Origin of the sequence: Paraburkholderia tagetis (genome assembly GCF_022213065.1) — a bacterium.
GTDB lineage: Bacteria > Pseudomonadota > Gammaproteobacteria > Burkholderiales > Burkholderiaceae > Paraburkholderia > Paraburkholderia tagetis.
Genome location: NZ_JAKLJA010000002.1, coordinates 484,440 through 502,626 on the forward strand (window position 1 = coordinate 484,440; position 18,187 = coordinate 502,626).

General features: G+C 62.2%; 18 protein-coding genes and 1 pseudogene. 8 read left to right on the top strand and 11 right to left on the bottom strand.

What is annotated here, in order from left to right:
* Positions 1–151 precede the first annotated feature (151 nt).
* The 4 genes from L5014_RS05060 to L5014_RS05075 all read right to left on the bottom strand — a co-directional run bounded on the left by L5014_RS05060 (position 152) and on the right by L5014_RS05075 (position 3,297).
* Positions 152–1,582: an efflux transporter outer membrane subunit gene (locus tag L5014_RS05060; protein ID WP_420800018.1), complete on the bottom strand. Its 1,431-nt coding sequence runs from the start codon at positions 1,580–1,582 to the stop codon at positions 152–154.
* A 196-nt stretch (positions 1,583–1,778) separates the two neighbouring features.
* On the bottom strand, positions 1,779–2,048 hold the full coding sequence (locus L5014_RS05065) for a hypothetical protein (RefSeq protein ID WP_238462470.1): 270 nt from the start codon (positions 2,046–2,048) through the stop codon (positions 1,779–1,781).
* 336 nt (positions 2,049–2,384) lie between these two features.
* Positions 2,385–2,822 (bottom strand): DUF4399 domain-containing protein, encoded by a 438-nt coding sequence (locus L5014_RS05070; protein WP_238462471.1) that lies wholly within the window; start codon positions 2,820–2,822, stop codon positions 2,385–2,387.
* Positions 2,823–2,871: 49 nt separating this feature from the next.
* Positions 2,872–3,297: a DUF4399 domain-containing protein gene (locus tag L5014_RS05075; RefSeq protein ID WP_238462472.1), complete on the bottom strand. Its 426-nt coding sequence runs from the start codon at positions 3,295–3,297 to the stop codon at positions 2,872–2,874.
* A gap of 341 nt (positions 3,298–3,638) precedes the next feature.
* On the opposite strand from L5014_RS05075, the gene L5014_RS05080 reads away from it, so the two are divergent.
* The 8 genes from L5014_RS05080 to L5014_RS05115 all read left to right on the top strand — a co-directional run bounded on the left by L5014_RS05080 (position 3,639) and on the right by L5014_RS05115 (position 10,914).
* Entirely contained in the window at positions 3,639–4,823 is a 1,185-nt protein-coding gene (locus L5014_RS05080; protein WP_338019263.1) for a formylglycine-generating enzyme family protein, read from the top strand.
* A gap of 114 nt (positions 4,824–4,937) precedes the next feature.
* Positions 4,938–7,730 carry a xanthine dehydrogenase family protein molybdopterin-binding subunit gene (locus L5014_RS05085; protein WP_238462473.1) on the top strand — a complete coding sequence of 931 codons (2,793 nt, stop codon included), beginning with the start codon at positions 4,938–4,940 and terminating at the stop codon, positions 7,728–7,730.
* Positions 7,727–8,242 carry a (2Fe-2S)-binding protein gene (locus tag L5014_RS38775; protein ID WP_238462474.1) on the top strand — a complete coding sequence of 172 codons (516 nt, stop codon included), beginning with the start codon at positions 7,727–7,729 and terminating at the stop codon, positions 8,240–8,242. Before L5014_RS05085 ends, L5014_RS38775 begins: the two co-directional genes overlap by 4 nt.
* Positions 8,243–8,244: 2 nt before the next feature.
* Positions 8,245–9,225, top strand: a complete 981-nt coding sequence (locus L5014_RS05095) for a hypothetical protein (protein WP_238462475.1) — start codon at positions 8,245–8,247, stop codon at positions 9,223–9,225.
* A 222-nt stretch (positions 9,226–9,447) separates the two neighbouring features.
* The gene (locus L5014_RS05100) at positions 9,448–9,774 is read left to right on the top strand and encodes a hypothetical protein (RefSeq protein ID WP_238462476.1); all 327 of its coding nucleotides are present in this window, start codon (positions 9,448–9,450) and stop codon (positions 9,772–9,774) included.
* A 62-nt stretch (positions 9,775–9,836) separates the two neighbouring features.
* Entirely contained in the window at positions 9,837–9,992 is a 156-nt protein-coding gene (locus tag L5014_RS05105) for a hypothetical protein (RefSeq protein WP_238462477.1), read from the top strand.
* 191 nt (positions 9,993–10,183) lie between these two features.
* A complete protein-coding gene (locus L5014_RS05110) occupies positions 10,184–10,561 on the top strand; it encodes a hypothetical protein (RefSeq protein ID WP_238462478.1) in 378 nt (125 codons plus the stop codon).
* Positions 10,562–10,608: 47 nt separating this feature from the next.
* Positions 10,609–10,914 carry a hypothetical protein gene (locus L5014_RS05115; RefSeq protein WP_238462479.1) on the top strand — a complete coding sequence of 102 codons (306 nt, stop codon included), beginning with the start codon at positions 10,609–10,611 and terminating at the stop codon, positions 10,912–10,914.
* Between the two features lie 30 nt (positions 10,915–10,944).
* On the opposite strand, the gene L5014_RS05120 is transcribed toward L5014_RS05115, so the two are convergent.
* From L5014_RS05120 to L5014_RS05150, 7 genes and pseudogenes are all read right to left on the bottom strand, one after another.
* Positions 10,945–12,147: a porin gene (locus L5014_RS05120; protein ID WP_238462480.1), complete on the bottom strand. Its 1,203-nt coding sequence runs from the start codon at positions 12,145–12,147 to the stop codon at positions 10,945–10,947.
* A gap of 175 nt (positions 12,148–12,322) precedes the next feature.
* A complete protein-coding gene (locus tag L5014_RS05125) occupies positions 12,323–13,669 on the bottom strand; it encodes an MFS transporter (RefSeq protein WP_238462481.1) in 1,347 nt (448 codons plus the stop codon).
* Positions 13,670–14,151: 482 nt separating this feature from the next.
* Positions 14,152–15,639 carry an alginate export family protein gene (locus L5014_RS05130; protein ID WP_238462482.1) on the bottom strand — a complete coding sequence of 496 codons (1,488 nt, stop codon included), beginning with the start codon at positions 15,637–15,639 and terminating at the stop codon, positions 14,152–14,154.
* A gap of 113 nt (positions 15,640–15,752) precedes the next feature.
* Positions 15,753–16,448, bottom strand: coding sequence for a YoaK family protein (locus L5014_RS05135; protein WP_238462483.1), 696 nt, complete (start codon positions 16,446–16,448; stop codon positions 15,753–15,755).
* Positions 16,445–17,359 carry a VOC family protein gene (locus L5014_RS05140; protein WP_238462484.1) on the bottom strand — a complete coding sequence of 305 codons (915 nt, stop codon included), beginning with the start codon at positions 17,357–17,359 and terminating at the stop codon, positions 16,445–16,447. The genes L5014_RS05135 and L5014_RS05140 overlap by 4 nt, the downstream gene beginning before the upstream one ends.
* A 32-nt stretch (positions 17,360–17,391) precedes the next feature.
* Entirely contained in the window at positions 17,392–17,820 is a 429-nt protein-coding gene (locus L5014_RS05145) for a DoxX family protein (RefSeq protein ID WP_238462485.1), read from the bottom strand.
* A gap of 1 nt (position 17,821) precedes the next feature.
* Positions 17,822–18,187: pseudogene (locus L5014_RS05150) on the bottom strand (amidohydrolase); the annotation flags it as partial.

Consider the following 18,187-nt stretch of genomic DNA (forward strand, 5'->3'; position numbering starts at 1 on the left):
GCGCGCACCCACGATCCGTGTGAAGCCGCGCGCCCTGCACATGGCGATCGGAGTGTGAGAAAAGTGTAGGCGACGGATTGCGGGAATCAAACACCTGGCGCGTCTTGCCACGTTGCGCGCGCTCACCTTGCTCACCCTCGCTCACCCTCGCTCACCTTGCCGGGGCGGCGGCCACTGCGGCGGATGCCACGTTGGTCACTTCGACAGCCGGCCACCCGCCGCCGATTGCCTTGTAGAGCGTGACGGTGTCGCTCAGGATCTGTTCGTGATTGGCGAGCAGCGATAACCGCGCGGAAGCGAGCGAACGTTCGGACTCCAGCACTTCGAGCTGCGAGACGAGCCCTTCCTTCAACTGGGCCTCCACTTGTGCCGCGACCATGCGCAAACGCTCGTTCTGCTGGAGCAGTTCGGCGCGCTGCTTTTTGTGCGCATCGAGATTCACGAGCGCGTTTTCGACTTCCTCGAAGGCCGTGAATACCGCCTGACGATACTGCTCTTCAGCCACCTTGCTTTGCGCCTCGGTCGTCTTGATGTGCGCATGCACGCCCGGATCGAACATCGGCAGGTTGATGCTCGGCATGAAGCTGAAGGTGAAGGCCTTGAACAGATCGGCGAGCGAGAATGCGGCCGTGCCGCCCCGCCCCGTGAGGCTGATGCTCGGCAATTGCGCGAGCCGCGCGGCGCCGACTTCATCATACGATTCGAGAATGCGAAACTGCGCGGCCACCACGTCGGGGCGGCGTGCAAGCAACTGGGCGGGCAGCCCCATGGGCACGTCGGGCAGCTTCACGCGCTGGCGCAACTGTCCCGCCGGCATCTTGAACTCGCCCGCCGGCACGCCAATCAGCGTGGCCAGCGCGTTTTCCTCGGTATCGCGCGAGCGGTGCAGCTCGAGCAACTCGTTCGCGAGCCCGTTGATTTCGGCGCTCTGGCGCAGCACTTCGGTCCTCGGCGCCACGCCATTTGCATACATCTGCTCGTAGATCGTGAGAATCTGCTTGTTCTTGTCGAGCGTCTGTTGCTCCTCACGGATTTGATCGTCGAACTGGAGGATCTGGAAATACGTGGTCGCCACATTCGCAACCAGCGTGAGCCACCCCGCGCGCCAATCCGCTTCGCTCGCGTGGTATTCGGCCTTCTGGGCCTGCACGCCTTTTTCGACCTTGCCCCAGATGTCGATGTCCCAATTCACTTGCGTACCAACGCTATAGGTTTTCGTGAGCGTTTGCCGCGTGCTCTTTTCGTAATCGATACCCGCGCCCGCATCGAGTGTGGGCAGCGCGCCGGCCTGCACTTCGCCAATCTGCGCACCGGCCACGCCAATGCGCGCCGCGAGAATCTTGATGTCGACGTTGCCCGAGATCGCCTTGTCGATCAGCGTGTTCAGGTACGGGTCGTTGAAGGCTTTCCACCATTGCGCGTCGACGGTATCGGCTGCGGAAACTGCGCCGTGCGCGCGCGCCCAGGTTTGCTTGGCTGGCATGTCGGGGCGATGGTAAGCAGGCGTGCTGAGATCCGAGCAACCGCACAGCAGCGCCGCACTCAATCCCGCCGAGCCCATGAAGCGCGCCAGCAAACGCATCGTGCCGCAACGCGCAGGTGTGGAGAGCGGCGTGTGCAACGGCGCGTGCAACGGCGTGTGCAACGGCGCGTGCAACGGCGAAAGCGGTGTGTTCACGATCGACTCCTTGAGCGGAACGCGACGGCGAGGCAGTGTGGGGATGGAAAGCGAAGGAGGTGCCGTGGAAGCGCTTTCGCTTCCACGGCTTGCGGCACGATCAGAAGAAGTTGATCGTGTTCTTGGCCGTCTGCACCGGATTGACTGACGAATGGATGCCCGACACGAACGCCACATCGTTGCCTGTGTTGCTCACGATATTGTTGGTCTGGCCAATCAGCTGTTCGGCGCTGAAGTTGGTGGTGTCGACTTTCACGCTCGGCGTCGGATAGTAGATCGGCAGGCCCAGGTAGCCGCCGCGCACGGCGCTCATGGAACGGCGGTCGAGTTCCTGGGTGGCGCTCAGGTCGGCGATCATCAGCTTGCTCATGACAGTTCTCCAGATAGGTAAGTGCCAGGGATGTTGGCGTTTGAGCTGCAGTCTTGCGGGCTCGCTTCCCTTAATGCATGAGCTGTGCCAATTGCGCGGCTGCGTATCGGCAATGCCGCGCAATGCCACGCAACGCCCGTTGCATAAGGACTTCGCCGATGGTCATGGAGATGCCGCGCACCTGAGCCGGTGCTCGCGAGCCATGCGCGCCGATGGTCACCGATGGTCACTGATGGGCGCGCGCCAACTCAGCACGCGAATAGTGTTGGCGCGGCGCAGACACTGGCGCGCCGCGTGTTGAGCAGGCTGAAAACCTGGCAATAAACTTCGTATGGATCACTTAACGTATATCGTGATCTTCTTCGAATAGATCGGTGGATTGTGCGGAATGTGATGAGCGTCGCCCATCAGCAGTTGTAGCGTGTGCTTGCCCGGCGGCAACTGGATCATGGTTTCGGTTTCGCCCGCGCCGAAATGCAGATGGTTGCGGTCGGAGGGAATGGGCTGATCCATCGGCGGCAGGTCGGCGTCGATCAGCAAATGGTGATGCCCCGTGTTCTTGAACTCGACGTCCTTGGGCGCCACGCCCATGTAGCGCAACCCGAACCAGACACGAAACGGTTTCCCGGCCTGCATTACCTGGCCGTTGTTGGGCCAGCCGATATAGGCGATGGCCTTGGGGTCGGCCTGGGTCGTGCCCGCGTGCGCCGCGCCACCAAGGAGCAGCACGAGGCTGGCCGCAAAAACACGCACAAAGACAAGAATCCTGTTCATGGCATGCACTCCCGCATCTGGCCGCGGACGGCCAGTAAGCCCTGCTCCGCTACTTCACCGTGATCGTGATCTTCTTCGAATACACGGGCGGATCGTGCGGCACGTGGTTGTAGTCGCCCATCAGCAACTGCAATGTGTGCTTGCCCGGCGGAAGTTCGATGCGGGCCTCCGTTTCGCCCGCGCCGAAATGCAGATGATTGCGATCCGACGGGATCGGCTGGTCCAGCGGCGGGAGGTCCGTGTCGACGAGCACGTGATGGTGGCCCGTGTTCGCGCGGTTGACGCCCTTGGGGCAGACGCCCATATTGCGCAGACCCATGCGTACCCAGAACTTGCCGTTGGGAATCGTTGCGCCGTCCGGTGGCCAGATGATGTAGACCTCGGCGCCCGGTGGCGATGGCGTGCGCTCGGCAAACGCGAGACGCGGTATCAGAACAACCGCTGCCAATGCCAATAAAGTTCTTCTTCGTTGCATCTCGTTGCTCCTTCTTCGGCGATCGGCACGCGGCTTCCTGGTCCGGCGCGTGATGTACAGCTTAGGTCGGATTCCCCCGGATGCACATATATCGACGCGTGCACGCCACGTTCGTCGCAAACGCTTCATTCGTCTCATGCATCGACTGCACGCGTGCTATTTTGTAGTTGTATACGAACAGTGCTGGTGTCTGTACCGTACCCTGCGCGTTAGGGAGAACGAACATGTGGCGGCGATTGGTGCCTGTGTGCCTGTTAGTCTCGTTCAGCCTGAGTCCTGCGATCCGCCCAACCCTGCCGGTCACGCATGACCGTTCGGCTCCGGCAAACACGCTGCACGCCGTGTCTGTGCGAACGCATAACAGCTACGCGCGTGCGATACCCGCGGCCCATTTCGGTCACGGCTTTGCTGTCACGCGCGTTGGCCTGATGCCCAAGGACACCTCGGAAGAGTACGAGATCACGTTCTGGAATTCGATCAAGGACAGCCAATACGCGAGCGATTACGAGGCGTATCTGAAGGCGTATCCGAACGGGCGCTTCGCGCCGCTCGCCCAGGCGCGCCTTGCACGCTTGCGCGCAGCGGCATCGAAAGCGCCCGCTGCGCCAGCAGCACACGAGGCGAGCGGCGCGGCCAGCGCGACGCCTGCGCCAGCCGCGCAAGCGAAGACCCCGCCACCCGCAGCCGTGCCGCCGGCCACCCAAACGAAGCCAGCGTCCGCTGCCGCAGCGGCGGTTCCCGCAGCGGTCCAAGCAGCGGTTCAAGCGGCGGCGCCTGCGAAAACCCATGTCGTCGCCGCGAAGCCGGGGCTGCACGACATTCAGGACTGCCCCGCCTGTCCGTTGTTGATCGCGGTAACGCCGGGCAACTTCATGATGGGCAACGAAACCGACGACCCATCGGAAAAGCCCGTGCACCGCGTAGCGATTGGCCACGGCTACGCGCTCGCGAAATATTCGGTGACCGTGGCGCAGTGGAACGCGTGCGCCAACGCCGGCGCTTGCCCGCACTTGTCGAGCGATAGCAATGCCGCGCCGAATGCCCCCGTGCGCGACCTGAGTTGGGACGACGCGCAGCAATACGTGAAATGGCTCTCCAGGATCAGCGGCAAGCCCTACCGCCTGCCGACCGAGGCCGAGTGGGAATATGCCGCGCGCGGCGGCACCGCAACGCGCTACTGGTGGGGCAACGAGATGCGCAAGGGCACGGCGAACTGCAAGGATTGCGGGCCACCGTGGCGCGTGGAAGCCCCCGACGACGTCGGCTCGTTTACCGCCAATCCCTATGGCTTTTACGACATGGCCGGCGGGGTCTGGGAATGGGTCAGCGACTGTTGGCACAACTCGTACAAGAACGCCCCCGACGACGGCCGCTCATGGGACGAGCCCAACTGCCAGACGCGAGTGATCCGCGGCGGCTCCTGGCGCGATGGTGCAGGCTATATGCTGAGCGCCACGCGTTTCAAATACGACAGCAGCGTGCGTTACAACGCCAATGGATTTCGTGTGGCGCGGGACATGCAATAGCGCTATAGCGCTATTGCGCTATTGCGCGGCCACGCGGTGCAGGTGTCGTCAAAGACAGTCCGAATCATGTAAGCACACCCGTAAGGCTTCGACTTCCCTACGTGGAGGCGCAGCATGGCTTGCGATGTTTCGCTCACCCGCCGAACCTTTCTCAAGGCCATGGGCAGTGGCGCATTCACGGTCTCGGTGAGCTCGATCACGGCATTCACAGGCGCGTGTTCTTCGCAGCGCACGCAAAGCGAACCCACTGGAACGATCGCCCCGCACACCCACGCCACGCCAGAAGCCAGCGCACCGGAACAAGCCGTGAATGGCATGCCCGCATGGGCGCCGAAGCCCGGCAAAGCGCGCTGGCGCATCGAAGGCGTGCGCAAAGTCACGGGAGCGAAGATTTACGCGCGCGACTTCAAGGCACGCGATTTCGAGGGATGGCCGAAACAGGAAAACTGGCTATACGCGCTCCGATGCAATTGCATCGACAAGACGGTCGAGGGATTCGACCTCAGTGTATTGCCGCGCGAGCTTCGTCCCATTGCCGTGATCTCCAACGAGACGCTAACCAACCATCACATCTCTCTCTCGACCAAACCTGATCCGAGAAAGAACAAGGATATCTATCTTTTTGCGCAGCAAGGCGACCCGGCGGATTGCTATGGTCAGCCCGTCGCCCTGTTGATCTTCGAAGATTTCGATACCTGGCGCCACGCGAAAAAGCTGCTCGAATTCAACGAAGCAGTCATTCGCTATGGCGCAACGGTATCGCGGGGCAACCAGCCGCCGCCCTTGTTTTCGCCGCCCAAACTCTATGTGCGCGACGACGACAAATCGTTCTCTAACCTCCACATGGCTACGGACACCCATGGCAATCCAACTGACGCTTTCCGCAGCCAGTGCAAAACCGTAAGCGACGAGATTCACGATCTGGCGAGGCGCAATGTCGAAAGCAGCGCCTGGCGCCGGTTCGACGGCACGTTTCAGACGCCTGCAATCGACCCTGTCTTTATGGAACCGGAAGCGGGACTGGCCTGGTATCAGCAGGATTCCGGCGTGCTGCAACTGGTGCTCGGCACACAATCGCCGCGCGACGACGCCACCTCTGCCGGCAGCCTGTTTGCCAATAGCAAGATCCCTATCGATCACGTGCACGTGACCGGTTGTTATCCCGGCGGCGGCTTCGGCGGCCGCGATAAATCGTATTTCCCGCTCTATCTTGCGCTTGCGGCGCCGTTTGCGAAGGGGGCATTGCGCTGGCAGCAGTCACGCTACGAGCAGTTCCAGGTGGGCCTGAAACGATCCGAAACCGAATTCACCGAGTCCATCTGGGTCGACGGCAATGGCAAGCTCCAGGCATTGGACAGCACGTTCAAGCTCAATGGCGGCGGCAAGGCCAACCTGTCAGGCGCCGTGGGCGACCTCGCGGCGATGAGTTCGATGAGTTGCTACGACATTCCGCGCGCGATTGCGCAAAGCTCGGTGACCTGGACGCCCGAGGTGTTCGGTGGTTCACAGCGCGGCTTTGGCGGCCCCCAGGCCTTTCTCGCCATCGAAACGTTGCTGGATGAAGCTGCTCAATCCCTGCACAAGAGCCCATTCGAGATTCGCCGCGACAATCTGCTTGTCAAAGGCCGTGGCAAGACGCTGACCGGCGCGCCCATCCTGTTCGACCTGCAACTCGAAGAACTGCTGAACCGGCTCGAAACTCACGCGCTGTGGCGTAACCGGGCAAGCACCCGCGCGCAAAGGCACCAGCAGGGATTGCGCTATGGCGTCGGGCTCTCGATGTCGAATCAAGCCTATGGCACCGGGAAAGACGCGGTGTTCGCGATGGTGCAGATTCAGCCGGACGCGGGCGTGCGCGTGCTGACGCACTACACCGATATGGGCAATGGCGCGGCAACCACGCTGGGACTCGCACCCGCCGCCTGGCTCGGGCGCAACGCGCAAGAGATCGTGATGAGCGAGGTCGAGGCATTCGCCTCCATGACGGATTTCAACTACCGGGCGCTCGGCCAATGGCCGGACGACAGCCGAAGCTATCCCATTTCCGGGCCGTTTGGATCTTCGAGCGCGTGCCTCGGTGCATTCCATCACTATCAGGCCGTGGATCGCGCGGCCATGGTCTTGATGTTGCAAAGCGTGCTGCCCGCCGCGCGCCGGATATGGGGCAACGCGCGCATTGCGCCGCAAGCGCTCAAATGGACGAATGGCAAGCTGACTGCCCCTGGCCGCCCGTCGCTCAGTTGGCCCGCCTTGCTCGACGAAATCGGGCGTACCCAACTGGCCTCCGTGGCGGCCGTCCACCTGACCTACGCCGGTGATTTCTGGAAACGTCAGTACACCTTCAAGTCTGGAGCCGCCGAGATGGACTGCGACTTCGTGGCAGTCGGCACCGATACGCGCAACCTCAAGCCGTTGCCTCACGGTGCGCTGATCGCCCCGCACGACACAGTGGGATACGGCCGCACGAACTATGCGCCCGCTGCCGCGCTGGTCGCGCTAAGCGTCAGCCCCGCTAGCGGGCACATCAAGATCGAGCATGTCGTCACCACGCTCAGCGCCGGGCGGTTGATTTGTCCTGAGATCGTCGAAGGTCAATCGCAAGGCGCGGTTGCGATGGCGATCGGCAACGTGCTCAGCGAAGCGTGCCCGTTCGGCGATCAAGGCCCCGGAAACGGCAAGTGGAATCTGGACCAGTACCTGATCACGCGCATGACCGACGTCCCGATCCAGGAGCTGATCACGCTGCCGCCACCCGCGGACAAGGATCGCCATGAGGCACGCGGAATCGGCGAGGCCGTCATGTGTCCCATCGCACCCGCGCTGCTCAATGCGCTGGCCATGGCAACAGGGCGCCGCTTCAGGCAAACCCCGGTGACGCCCGCGATGATTCGGGAGGCACTAGCGTGAGCGAACGTGCGGTGCAGATTCACGTAAACGGGCAAGCGATCACGGTTCCCGCAGCCGATGCCGATATGAGCCTCGCTGAATTCCTTCACGAACGCATGGACCTGACGGGCACCAAAGTATGCTGCGGCATCGGCGTGTGTCGTGCGTGCACCGTAGGCATGCGTAGCAGCCAGGACGCATTGATGGAAAAAACCCTGGCATGCGTGACGCCGGTCAGCGCCGTTGCGAATCAGTACATCTATACCGTGGAAAGCCTCGCGCAAGGACCCAGGCTCTCGCCGCTGCAACAGACCTTCCTCGAATCGTTCGCGTTTCAATGCGGCTACTGCACGCCCGGTTTCCTGATGGCCGCCACCGCCATGCTCGAACATTTAAAGGCGTACCGCGCCGATCAGCTCGAAGCGGCCATCGATACCTGGGTGGGCGGCAATCTGTGCCGTTGCACCGGCTACGTCAAGTACCGCGATGCCATCCGCAAGGTCGCGCAACAGCACATGAAAGGCGGAGCGTGAAGATGCGTCGCGCGATCCGGCTATTCGCCCTCTCCTGCATCATGGCGATGCCGCTTGCGGCATGGGCTCGTGAACAGACATTGCTCGAATACGCCGGGCAATGCGCAAGGGAAATCGGCGAAATTCCCGCCTTCGACTGCAACGACGGCACGGACATACCCATTACGATCAACGGCAAACCTCCCGCGCACAATGAATCCCCACGGCTATGCGACAAGCCCTCACTGCTTCATCCGGATTCCGAAGTAACGGGACAGTGCATTCCGTACTCGAAAATACTGAATCTGTCGCGCGGCAATACGCAGATCTCCGCGTACTGCCGGCGCAACACGCTGCGCGCCGACAAGGATCCAAACTATGACGAAGTCGTCATCGTGATGCATCACTCCGGCAACGGCAAGACCTGCTGGTTCCAATCCTTACCCGCTTCGGGTGCGAAAGGATTCGATGCGACACGTGTGCCGCCACCCAACGAGAAGAAGCCGCCGCCAGGCCGGACCTCCGCTGTCGAATTCTGGACGAGTCCCGCAAAGGTTGCCGCAGAGCGCCCTGGCTGCGTGTCCTGCCACGATGCAGGACCGTTTATCTTCAGCCCCTATATCGGGCAGGTCTGGGACAAGGTGCCCACCGACCCGTGGGGGCGCTATTCGAACATCGGTGCGGCATTCTCATCGCATCGCCTCACGACGATCACCACACCGGGTAACGCCTGTATCGGCTGCCACCGGATCGGCAGCGAACAGAGTTGCACGGCTTATATCGGCCTTTCGGCGGGCAAGTTTGCCGCGCCAGGGAACGACACGCTCGCCAACCGTTATCCGCTTAGCCACTGGATGCCGACCGACAACACCATGAGCGAGGCGCAGTGGAATGAGGCAAACGTGAAATCGGTCGAGGCCTTGCTGGCCTGCTGCAATGACAAGGCACACAAAAACCCGAACTGCAGCTTCAATCCGGTTCCTGCGAGTTCGAACGCCAGGTAAGGCGGCACGATGTATGCGGCTGTCGATGGTGCGGCGGGCGTTCGGGAAACCCGTTTTCCCGTACCCCGGTCAGGGCGCGTCAATATTGATGGCGACTCCGTGGCGTTTCGAACACCTCTTTTCCTTCCTCAAGGTACGCGTAACTCCATCCGTAGCGCAGTAAAGCGGCAGATATTGCCTCTCGATATCTCGAGAGGACGACTATCGAACTGGAGTTACATCATGAAGTTCATTTTGATCACCTGGCAAGCGCTCCGCCTGGTCGGCGGCCTGTCTGTGCGCGTGGCGGCATTGCTCCTCTGGTCTGCAATTGCGGCAGGCGCTGGCTGGATGCTCGTGCATCTGCCGGACGTCTGGTATGACCATCTCGGGAACCGGTCGAGCACGGGCTTCGCTGTTGCCGCCATCATGGCTTACGCCTTCGTGGCTGGCGCGTTCTTTCTCGAGTTTTCCTGCGGCGTCGTGCAAATGCTGGTGGACGTATATAAGGAAACCCTGAATTTCGTGCAGCTAAACCGGGCAGCGGCTGCAATTCACCGTCCCGGGTAGCAGCCAATCCGGCCGGGAATGACTAGAATTCAGGAATGGTCGCGTTCCAGAAGGAGGCTGCCATGACTCAATCAATGATCAGCTTTTGGGTGGGTCTTCTGGTGCTCATTGTTGTTGCATGGGCCCTGTCCAGCCGCTACCGGCGCGATCACCCGACAGAGAGCCTGGACCACTGGCTCGACACCCACCATATGCGCTGGCTGCATCGCAAGCACTAGCGGGCGGCGCTCCCCGGCGCAGGGGAGCGCACATGCCCCTCTCGCTGGCATTCGAAAGCGCGCCGACGGCCATCGCCACCACGTTGTCCGTAAATCTCCATTTACGGACGGGGGCGCGGGCATGACTTTTTAACATTCCCTGCATATTCTTCTTTTCCCGGCTGAGGTAGTCACAAAAAACGGATACCAAAATGGTCGTACAAAGGCTTTCGATCCAGGCCGCCAAGGGGAAACTGCAGGTTATTCCGGTGTGGCAATGCCTGGCGAGGAACGGTGCAAAAGTTCGTCGCTGGAATGTGAGCGTCGATTGCAAGACCGGCGTCGAGTCGATGACAATCGATATCGCCGTTGGCGGGCCTCAGTGCACCGCAAACATTATCGCCACGCTTGGCACGGCTCCGCTGGACATGACGGTGACCCCGCTTCCGCTCGCGTGGGCTCGAAACACGGAGCGCGGAGAGGGAGACCCGTGCGCAGCGGCAAATCCACGCCCGAATCCCCGTTTAGAACCGAAGCTGACTGTAGTCGAACGCATCACCGATCGTATCGCCACTCCCATGCAGGATTGATCGTGGGTGCGTCGCGGCGCAAGCCACAACGGCACGAGGCATAGCACATGATGAAGAGGACATACGAGCGCCACGGCTTCACGCTCGAAGTAACGGTCGAGTCGGACTTCATCTTTCGGCCGGCTGAGCGAGCGATCGTGTGCCAGGACTATGTGGCGATGGTCCGCGTGTTTCGCGACAGTCACGTCATCGCGGCCCTCCCGCCGATCAGGTTGGGCACGGTCGACGGTCAGCCCTTTGCTTCAGAGGTCGATGCGTTGATGAGCGGATACGGCGCGGGCCGCAGGATAGTCGACAATCTGCCCGGCAAGGATGTCTCGCGCCCCCATGATGGCGGCGCGGATATTCGTTAAAGCCGGGTGCATATTTGCACCCGGGCCTTCTTAAAACCGATGTCGCAAGGCTGCACGAACGACAACCTGGTGATTGTTGGTTGAGTCACCGAGACTTCCGATATTCGCAACCGCAGCCGCCCCCGTCGACGAGGTTCCGGAAGCACGCTGCCATGCACCTTCCAGATACACGTCCGTGCGTTTCGACAGGAAGTAATCGCCCATGACGCTCACCTGGTTGTAGTGCTGGTCGCCAACCGTTTGCCCATTGGTTTTCGTCACGCCCGCGCCGTTCAGGTAATCGTAGGCGGCCATCACTGCAAACGCCGGTGTCACCATGTACTTGGCAGTGAAGTCCACGTTATTGAATCGCGCTGTCGCGCCTGCGAATCCGGCGCCCAGATTTCCATACTGGGTATTCGTGTACGAGGCCGCGAGGGAAAGCGAGCCGATCGCGTAACCTGCGCCGGCACCGATCACCTGATAAGCCGTGGCGCTCGTATACCCCTTGTTGAGCGACCAGGCAAGTTGCGAGCTACCGTTTGCATTGTCCGTAAAGAAACCCGAGCCCGCCGTCGCCGAAGTCGGATTCTTGAAGTATTCGTAGATAGCACCGAAACTGAACGGGCCATTCGAATAGGCCGCGCCCACCGAATAACCGCTGTTCGCGGTGGTATTGCCTGCCACGCCACCCACGCTGTATTCGCCACCGAACGTGAATCCGCCGTAGTTCTGGCTCATGAAGCGCACCGCGTTGTTCACCCGCACGGAGTTGCCCGTGTTGTCGAGATCGCCGGGATGCTGGAATGCCGCCGAACCGGCCTGTGCACCTTGCGAAGTCAGGGGTTGCAGGAAATAGATAATCGAATCATATTGCCGGCCAAACGTCAGGCTCCCGAACTTGCTGCTGCTCAATCCCACAAAGGCCTGTCTGCCGAGGAACGTTCCTCCTTGTGCTGACTGGCCGTTGTTGATATTGATTCCGCCCTCCAACGTGAAGATGGCCTGAAGACCGCCACCCAGGTCCTCAGCGCCTTTGAATCCCCAACGACTGCCGTTAATTCCGCTTGTCGAATCAAGGAAAAATTTCTTCCCTCCTGTCGCCCCCCCGGCGTTATTCAGAAACATGACGCCTTCGTCGACGATGCCATACAGCGTCACGCTGCTTTGTGCGAAAGCGGGCGCGTTAGCCACCGCGGACAGTGCAGTCACAGCCGCAAAACCGATCAGGCGTCGTTGTGCATTCTTTTTCATCGCGAGTTTTCTCCAGGTCCTCGATTCGAGGTTGTTGTCGATTCGTTATACTTTTCAATCCGGAATGATTTCCGGTAATTCAATGCGGCGCGCCCTGCCGGGCGGCCGCTTTGCAGCCGCTTTGCAGCCGCTTTGCAGCCGCTTTACAGCCTCTTCGCAGCCGCTTCGCAGCCGTTCAGTCCGCCGGCGTCCTTGTTTTTGAAGCCGTGTGAGCATCCGCTTCGTTTTTGGCGGCAGGCTCCGGAATCGCTTCGATCCGGCCCATCACGAATACGAACGACACGATGCCGATTGCGAGGATGACGCCCGCCACGAGGAACGCGTTGGTGAACGAATTCGTCGCGCCAACGATGAAGCCCGTCACGATCGGCGCGGCTACGCCCATCAGGTTGTTGACGAAGTTCATGATGCCGCCGATGGTGCCCACGCCGCCCTTCGGCGCAATCAGCGAAGGCAGCGACCAGCCGACCGGCGCCGCCGCCGCGAGACCGCCCAGCGCAATCGAAATCCAGAAGATCGCCCAGCCGGGATTGGTGGTCTGCGTCGCGCCGAATACGGCGAGGCCGAACAACATGCCCGTCACCAGCACCGCCCTGCGCACGCGCGTCTCGTCCTTGCCTCGTGCGATCAGATGATCGATCAGCCAGCCGCCGACGAGCAGATCGGTCGCCGTGGCAACGGCCCACGGAATCGCCGCAAAGCCAGCCGACTTGAGAATGCTCATGTGCATGGTCTGGACCAGATAGCCCGGCAGCCAGGTCAGGAACAAATAAAACGAGTAGCCGTAGGCGGCGAACCCGATCGTCAGGCCCCACACCTTGGTCTTCGTCAGCAGATAGCCGAGCATGCCGAATACGCTACCGCCCGGCGTGCCTTCGGGTGTCGCGCCGCCCTGCTGGATATAGTCCAGTTCTTCCGCCGATAGCCGGCTGTCCTTGCTCGGATCGCGATAAATAATCAGGAATGCGACGAAATAGGCGAGGCTCAGCAGCGCGGTCACGCCAAAGCCCCAGCGCCACCCGGCGTTCACGACAACAACCGCGATCAGCGGCACGCCAATCACATTCGAAAACTTCGCTGCGGCGTCGAAGATGGCCGTCGCGAGCGCGCGTTCGTTGCGCGGAAACCAGTAGCCCGTCGCCTTCGAACTGACTGGGAACCCCGGTGCTTCCGCAATCCCGAGCACCGCGCGCGCGGCGAATACACCGCCGAAGCCGCTCGCGAAGACGGTGATGGCGGACGCCAGGCCCCACAGGAACGCACCCAGCCGGCCGATGCGCGTGACGCCGTAGCGGTCGAGCAGAAGACCCGCCGGCACCTGCAACAAGGCGTATGGCCAGAAGAACGCGCTGAACAACAGGCCCATCTCGCCCGGCGAGAGGTTGAACGCCTCCTTCATCTGTGGCGCCGCCACCGAGAGGTTGATGCGGTCGAAGTAGTTGATGAGCACGCCAATGCCCAGCAACAGTCCTATGGCCCAACGCCGGTTGGGGATACGTTTTCCTGATGCGATTGCCATCATCGTCTCCTTGAATATCTCGTTCTGGTTGCCTGCTTTTGCCGCCTGGGGGACGGGTAAAAGACAGCGCTATCTCACGTAAGCTGCATAAAGCGCGACTGCCTTTACGCGCTCGCCCACCACACAACCGCATCCCTGGCGCTGATGGACCAGCGAGCGCACGGCGTCGACGGTCGGGTCAGCGGCTTGGCAACCGGGGGGTTCCACTGCGGCAGCCCGAGAAACGCGAAACCGGGCCACGCCGTGGCCCCCGCGCAGCACGGAGGTAGCGCTGTCTTACATTCACAAAAAAGCGCGCCCTCGTGCGCAATCCCTTCCGGCTGCCTTATTAGGGGCACCTCCATTGCATTGGAGGCAAGACAGCGCTATCCTAAATTGATCGTGGCGACATCGACACTCAGGAAAACCCGCAGCAGCGGCCGGTCCACGCTCGAAAAAGTGGCCCGGCACGCCGGCGGGAGCAGGTGCGCGCGCCCTGGCACGGCCTACCATCCATACTTGAGTTCGACGCCCGCGTAGTCGGCGTTGTGCCCGCCCGCCTGGCGAATCGAGTTGCCCACCTGGAAATGCACGGCTTCGATCGCCCCAATCAGGTTCGGCTCGATCGTCCAGTCCGCACGCAATTGCACGTACATGCCGGTCCACAGACTGCCCTTGCCCGCGGTGCCCGGCACCACCTGATTCGCTTGCTGATACACGGCGTCGCCAGTCGTCTCGCGCCACTGAAAACCGAGTGCTGCAAGCAGCGCGAGGTCGTTCGTCGGCTTGAGCGTGATGGACGGCTTGATGTGAATAAGGTTCGAATATCCCGTATAGCCTGCGAGCGTAAAGTAGTAGCCGTTTGGAAACAGCGTATTAAACGTCTCGATGCGGCCGTCGTGCGGGTGCCGGTCGCCCGACGCCGCGTCGATCTGCACCGCGATGTGCGGCGACCACGGCAGGTCGAGCTTGTAGCCCGCAATCGATCCCACCGCCCACGCGAAGATCGTATTGTTGCCGACCGTACCCGTCTGCAGCATTGTTTCGACATCCCAATCGAATCGATCGTGCGAGCCCGAATAGCGCACATCCCAGACGTCGCGGCGCTCGGGGCCGCGTGCATCGAGAAAGCGCGCGTTGCTGCGGTTATAGCGCGACCAGTAGCCGGAAAGGTCTCCCGGTCCGACTGACTTGCGTTCGAAACGCACGCCGCTGAAGGTGAGATCGCGGTTCGAGACGTCATCGAACACCGTGGCGTCGCGGTTCTGCACGGGCTGCGTCGCGTAGGCGATAAAGCGCCACTTCTGGTATTCATAGTCGGCCCAGATCGCGTCGTAGGCCTGGCGCACGTTCGGACCATCACGCACGGAGATGAATCGCTGAAGGTCGAATGCCATCTCCTGGCGGCCAACACGGAACTTGAACGTGCCGCCACCCAGCGCGCCAGTGTAGGTGACGAATGCCTGTTCGAGATCGAGCGGGTTCTTGTCCACCGGCGTGACGACGTTCTTGCCGAACGCGCGTGCGTCCTCGAACTGGACAAAGAACTGCCAGTGATCGGCAAGATGGGCATCCGCATGAACCTCGATGCGTTGGATCAGATACGTATCCGACTGGGTGCCAATGCCGAACAGCGGAGCGTTGTTGCTCTCCACACGTTCGCGCAGGTTCACGCCCAACGACAGGTACGAGGCGGGATCGCCGCCAAGCGGTATGTACTTGAGGCTGTCGAGCGGCTTGCGCGGCACACAGGGATTCGCGAGCACCGACCAGTCTTCCTGCCAGCGATTGAATAGCACGGCGGGCCGTTTCGCATTGCATGTGGCTGCCGAAGTATCGGCGCTCGCCGTCGCACCCGCAGGGGTATCGGCGGTGGCGCTCAGCGCCGTGGCGGACTCCGTCGCCGTATCCGCGAACGCTACGTCGGCGCCCACGAACAACAGCCCTGCGATGACCGTGGCGCTCCCGGCCTTGTCGAATCGTCGCTTGCGCATCGTGCTCGATTCCATGGTTTCCCTTGCCGTTACCGGCTTGTGGTTATGTTGGTCGGCCCGCGCGCGCAGCGAGCGCAATCGCTGTCGCCTCTCCCGGTGCTGCGCATTCATGCTCATGCGCGCCCCGGAGTGGTCACGCGCTCGCGTTCTCCGGTGGTCAATGCAAGCCCCAAGAGCGCACACGCGGGCACGAGCAGCGCCCAGAAGCCCACGTAGCGCCACCCCATCGCCCCCGCCACCGCGCCTGCCGCGAACGCGACGATTGCCGGCATCATCTTCGCGAAGCGCGCGCGCGCCGTCGCGCGCACGCTTTCGTCCGTGCCCGCGGACAGCATGTCGACCACATCGAGAATCGCCTGCGTGACATTGCCCGTCATCACGGTATTGGGCACGCCGGGTCGATTGATCAACTTCGGATGCGCGTTCTGCACGCCCATCGCGATCGCGCCGACCACGCCCGCCACAATGGCCGGCAGGCTGTCGGGCGTGCTGACCGGCGTCGCCCACACGCCGGCGAAGCAAAAGCCGAACATCAGTACAGCCTGCACCGCATGGAGCAGGCGCGCGCCCTGACGCGCATGCTGCCCGGAAAGCGAGCGCACGAGCAGGCTGCTCAGCACGACGCCGCAGACAAACGCCGGAAACACAATGAGCTTGAGCATGACGCCCTGGCCGAAGCCCGCGACGCCGGCGCCGATCAGCACGAAGTTGCCCGTCACGTGCGCGGTGAACAACCCGAACAGCGCGACGAAGCTCAGCGTGTCGACATATCCGGCAATCGCGGCAAGGATGGTGTCCTCGGATTTCATTTCGACACGCTGGCGTGGATCTCGGCGATATAGCCGCCCGGGAACTGGACGATCGCGGCTTCGCGCCCATCCGAGGTGAACGGCGGCACGAGCACGTTCACGCCCGCGGCCTTCGCCTTTTGCAGCGTCTCGTCGAGATTCGATACTTCGTAGCCCGTAGTTTCTCTTCCGAACGGGTAAGACAGATGGCCGTCGGTCACGAGCACGGTCATCTTGCCGAAGCCCGATTCGATGCGAATGCGGTGATAGGTGTCGTTCGGCCGGCCAATTTCGATGCCAGGCGCCTTGAGGTCATCGGACACCACCTTGCCGTGCGAGAACTTCACGAAGTCGTGCACCAGCTTGTGCAGGCTTTGCGGCGAGACGTAGACACGGTTCTCGGGAACCGTCTGCAGCGCGTCGTAGTGCGGCGCCTGGGTATGCCAGTACAGCTGCATGTTCACGCCGCCCGGCCACTGGATCACCACGTCGCGGCCAATCGGGTCGGGGAAGGGGTCGACGATCACATCCGCGCCATGCGCGCGCGCCGCCTTCACCGCCGCGTCCATGTCGGTCACGAGATAGCCCGTGCGCTCCGCGCCGAACGGGTACGGTGTGGGCGTCTTGAAGCCGAACACCGAGATCGTGCCCACCGGCGTGAACACGAGCTGCGACATCGTCTGGCTGGGCGTCGGTGTGACCTGGAAGACGCCCTGCTTCGACTTGCTGCCGCCGAACGTCGCGACGAAGCTGTCGGTGAAGCGGTCGTAATCCTCGGGCGCGACGTACACGTGTGTCGTGTCGTACTGCGGACCGACGGCGACGGCTGGCGTCCCGGGCGTCAGCACGGGCGGCTTGGCGAACGACGCCGGCGCGGCGGTAAGGCCGCCTGCAATCATCACGGCAAGCCATGCCGAGCGAATGGTCTTCATTACACAATGTCCTTGTTGTTTCGTCATACTGTTCAATCGACTTGCTCATCGCCGAGCATCGTCGCGAGCACGAGCGCCGCGATCAGGCCCAGATGCTCGAAGAAACTGTTGAGCGCCATGAAGCGCGCGATGCCGGCCTGGTTCCAGAAGTCATTTGCGACCAGCATTGCGACGACGGTCAGCATGCCGAGCCCGCCCGCACCTATCCACGTAAAGCGGCGCAACACTACGCACAGTGAACCGATGATCTCGACAGCAACAGCCAGCGCCGCCCAGAGCGCCGCCGGGTGCAGGCCGAAATGCGCCTGCTCCGCGACGGCGCTGTCGAAGTGCAGCGCCTTGTCGATGCCGCCGATCAGGTAGGCCGACACGAGCGCGAGACGCACGAGCGGACCTACCCACGGTTGAGAAAGCAGCACACGAACCCAGGCAGGGCTGCTGCGCCCGGTCATGGCCGACATCTCAGACGGCCCAGCAGGCGCAGCCCAACGCCCCCCAGAAGCCCTTCGCATCCGAGGTCGGCAACGAGGCGCTCCACGCTCCCGCGTGCGCATGACCGTGCACGTTGCACGCGCTTGCGCAACCGCACATTGCCGATGCGGCAGCACGCGCGAGCGGTGCGCCGTCGCGCTGCATGGCGTTCGAGCCGCCCCATGCACCGTAGCCGCCATACTGGCGCACCGGCGACCAGTCGGGCATCGCCGGCGGAATCGGCGCATCGTGTTGCGAGAACGGCCCCGCGCCCCAGACGATCCTGCCGCCGACCACCGTCAGCAACGCGGTGGTGTCGGCGATATCGTCCTCGGCACACGCGAAGAAGTCGCGGTC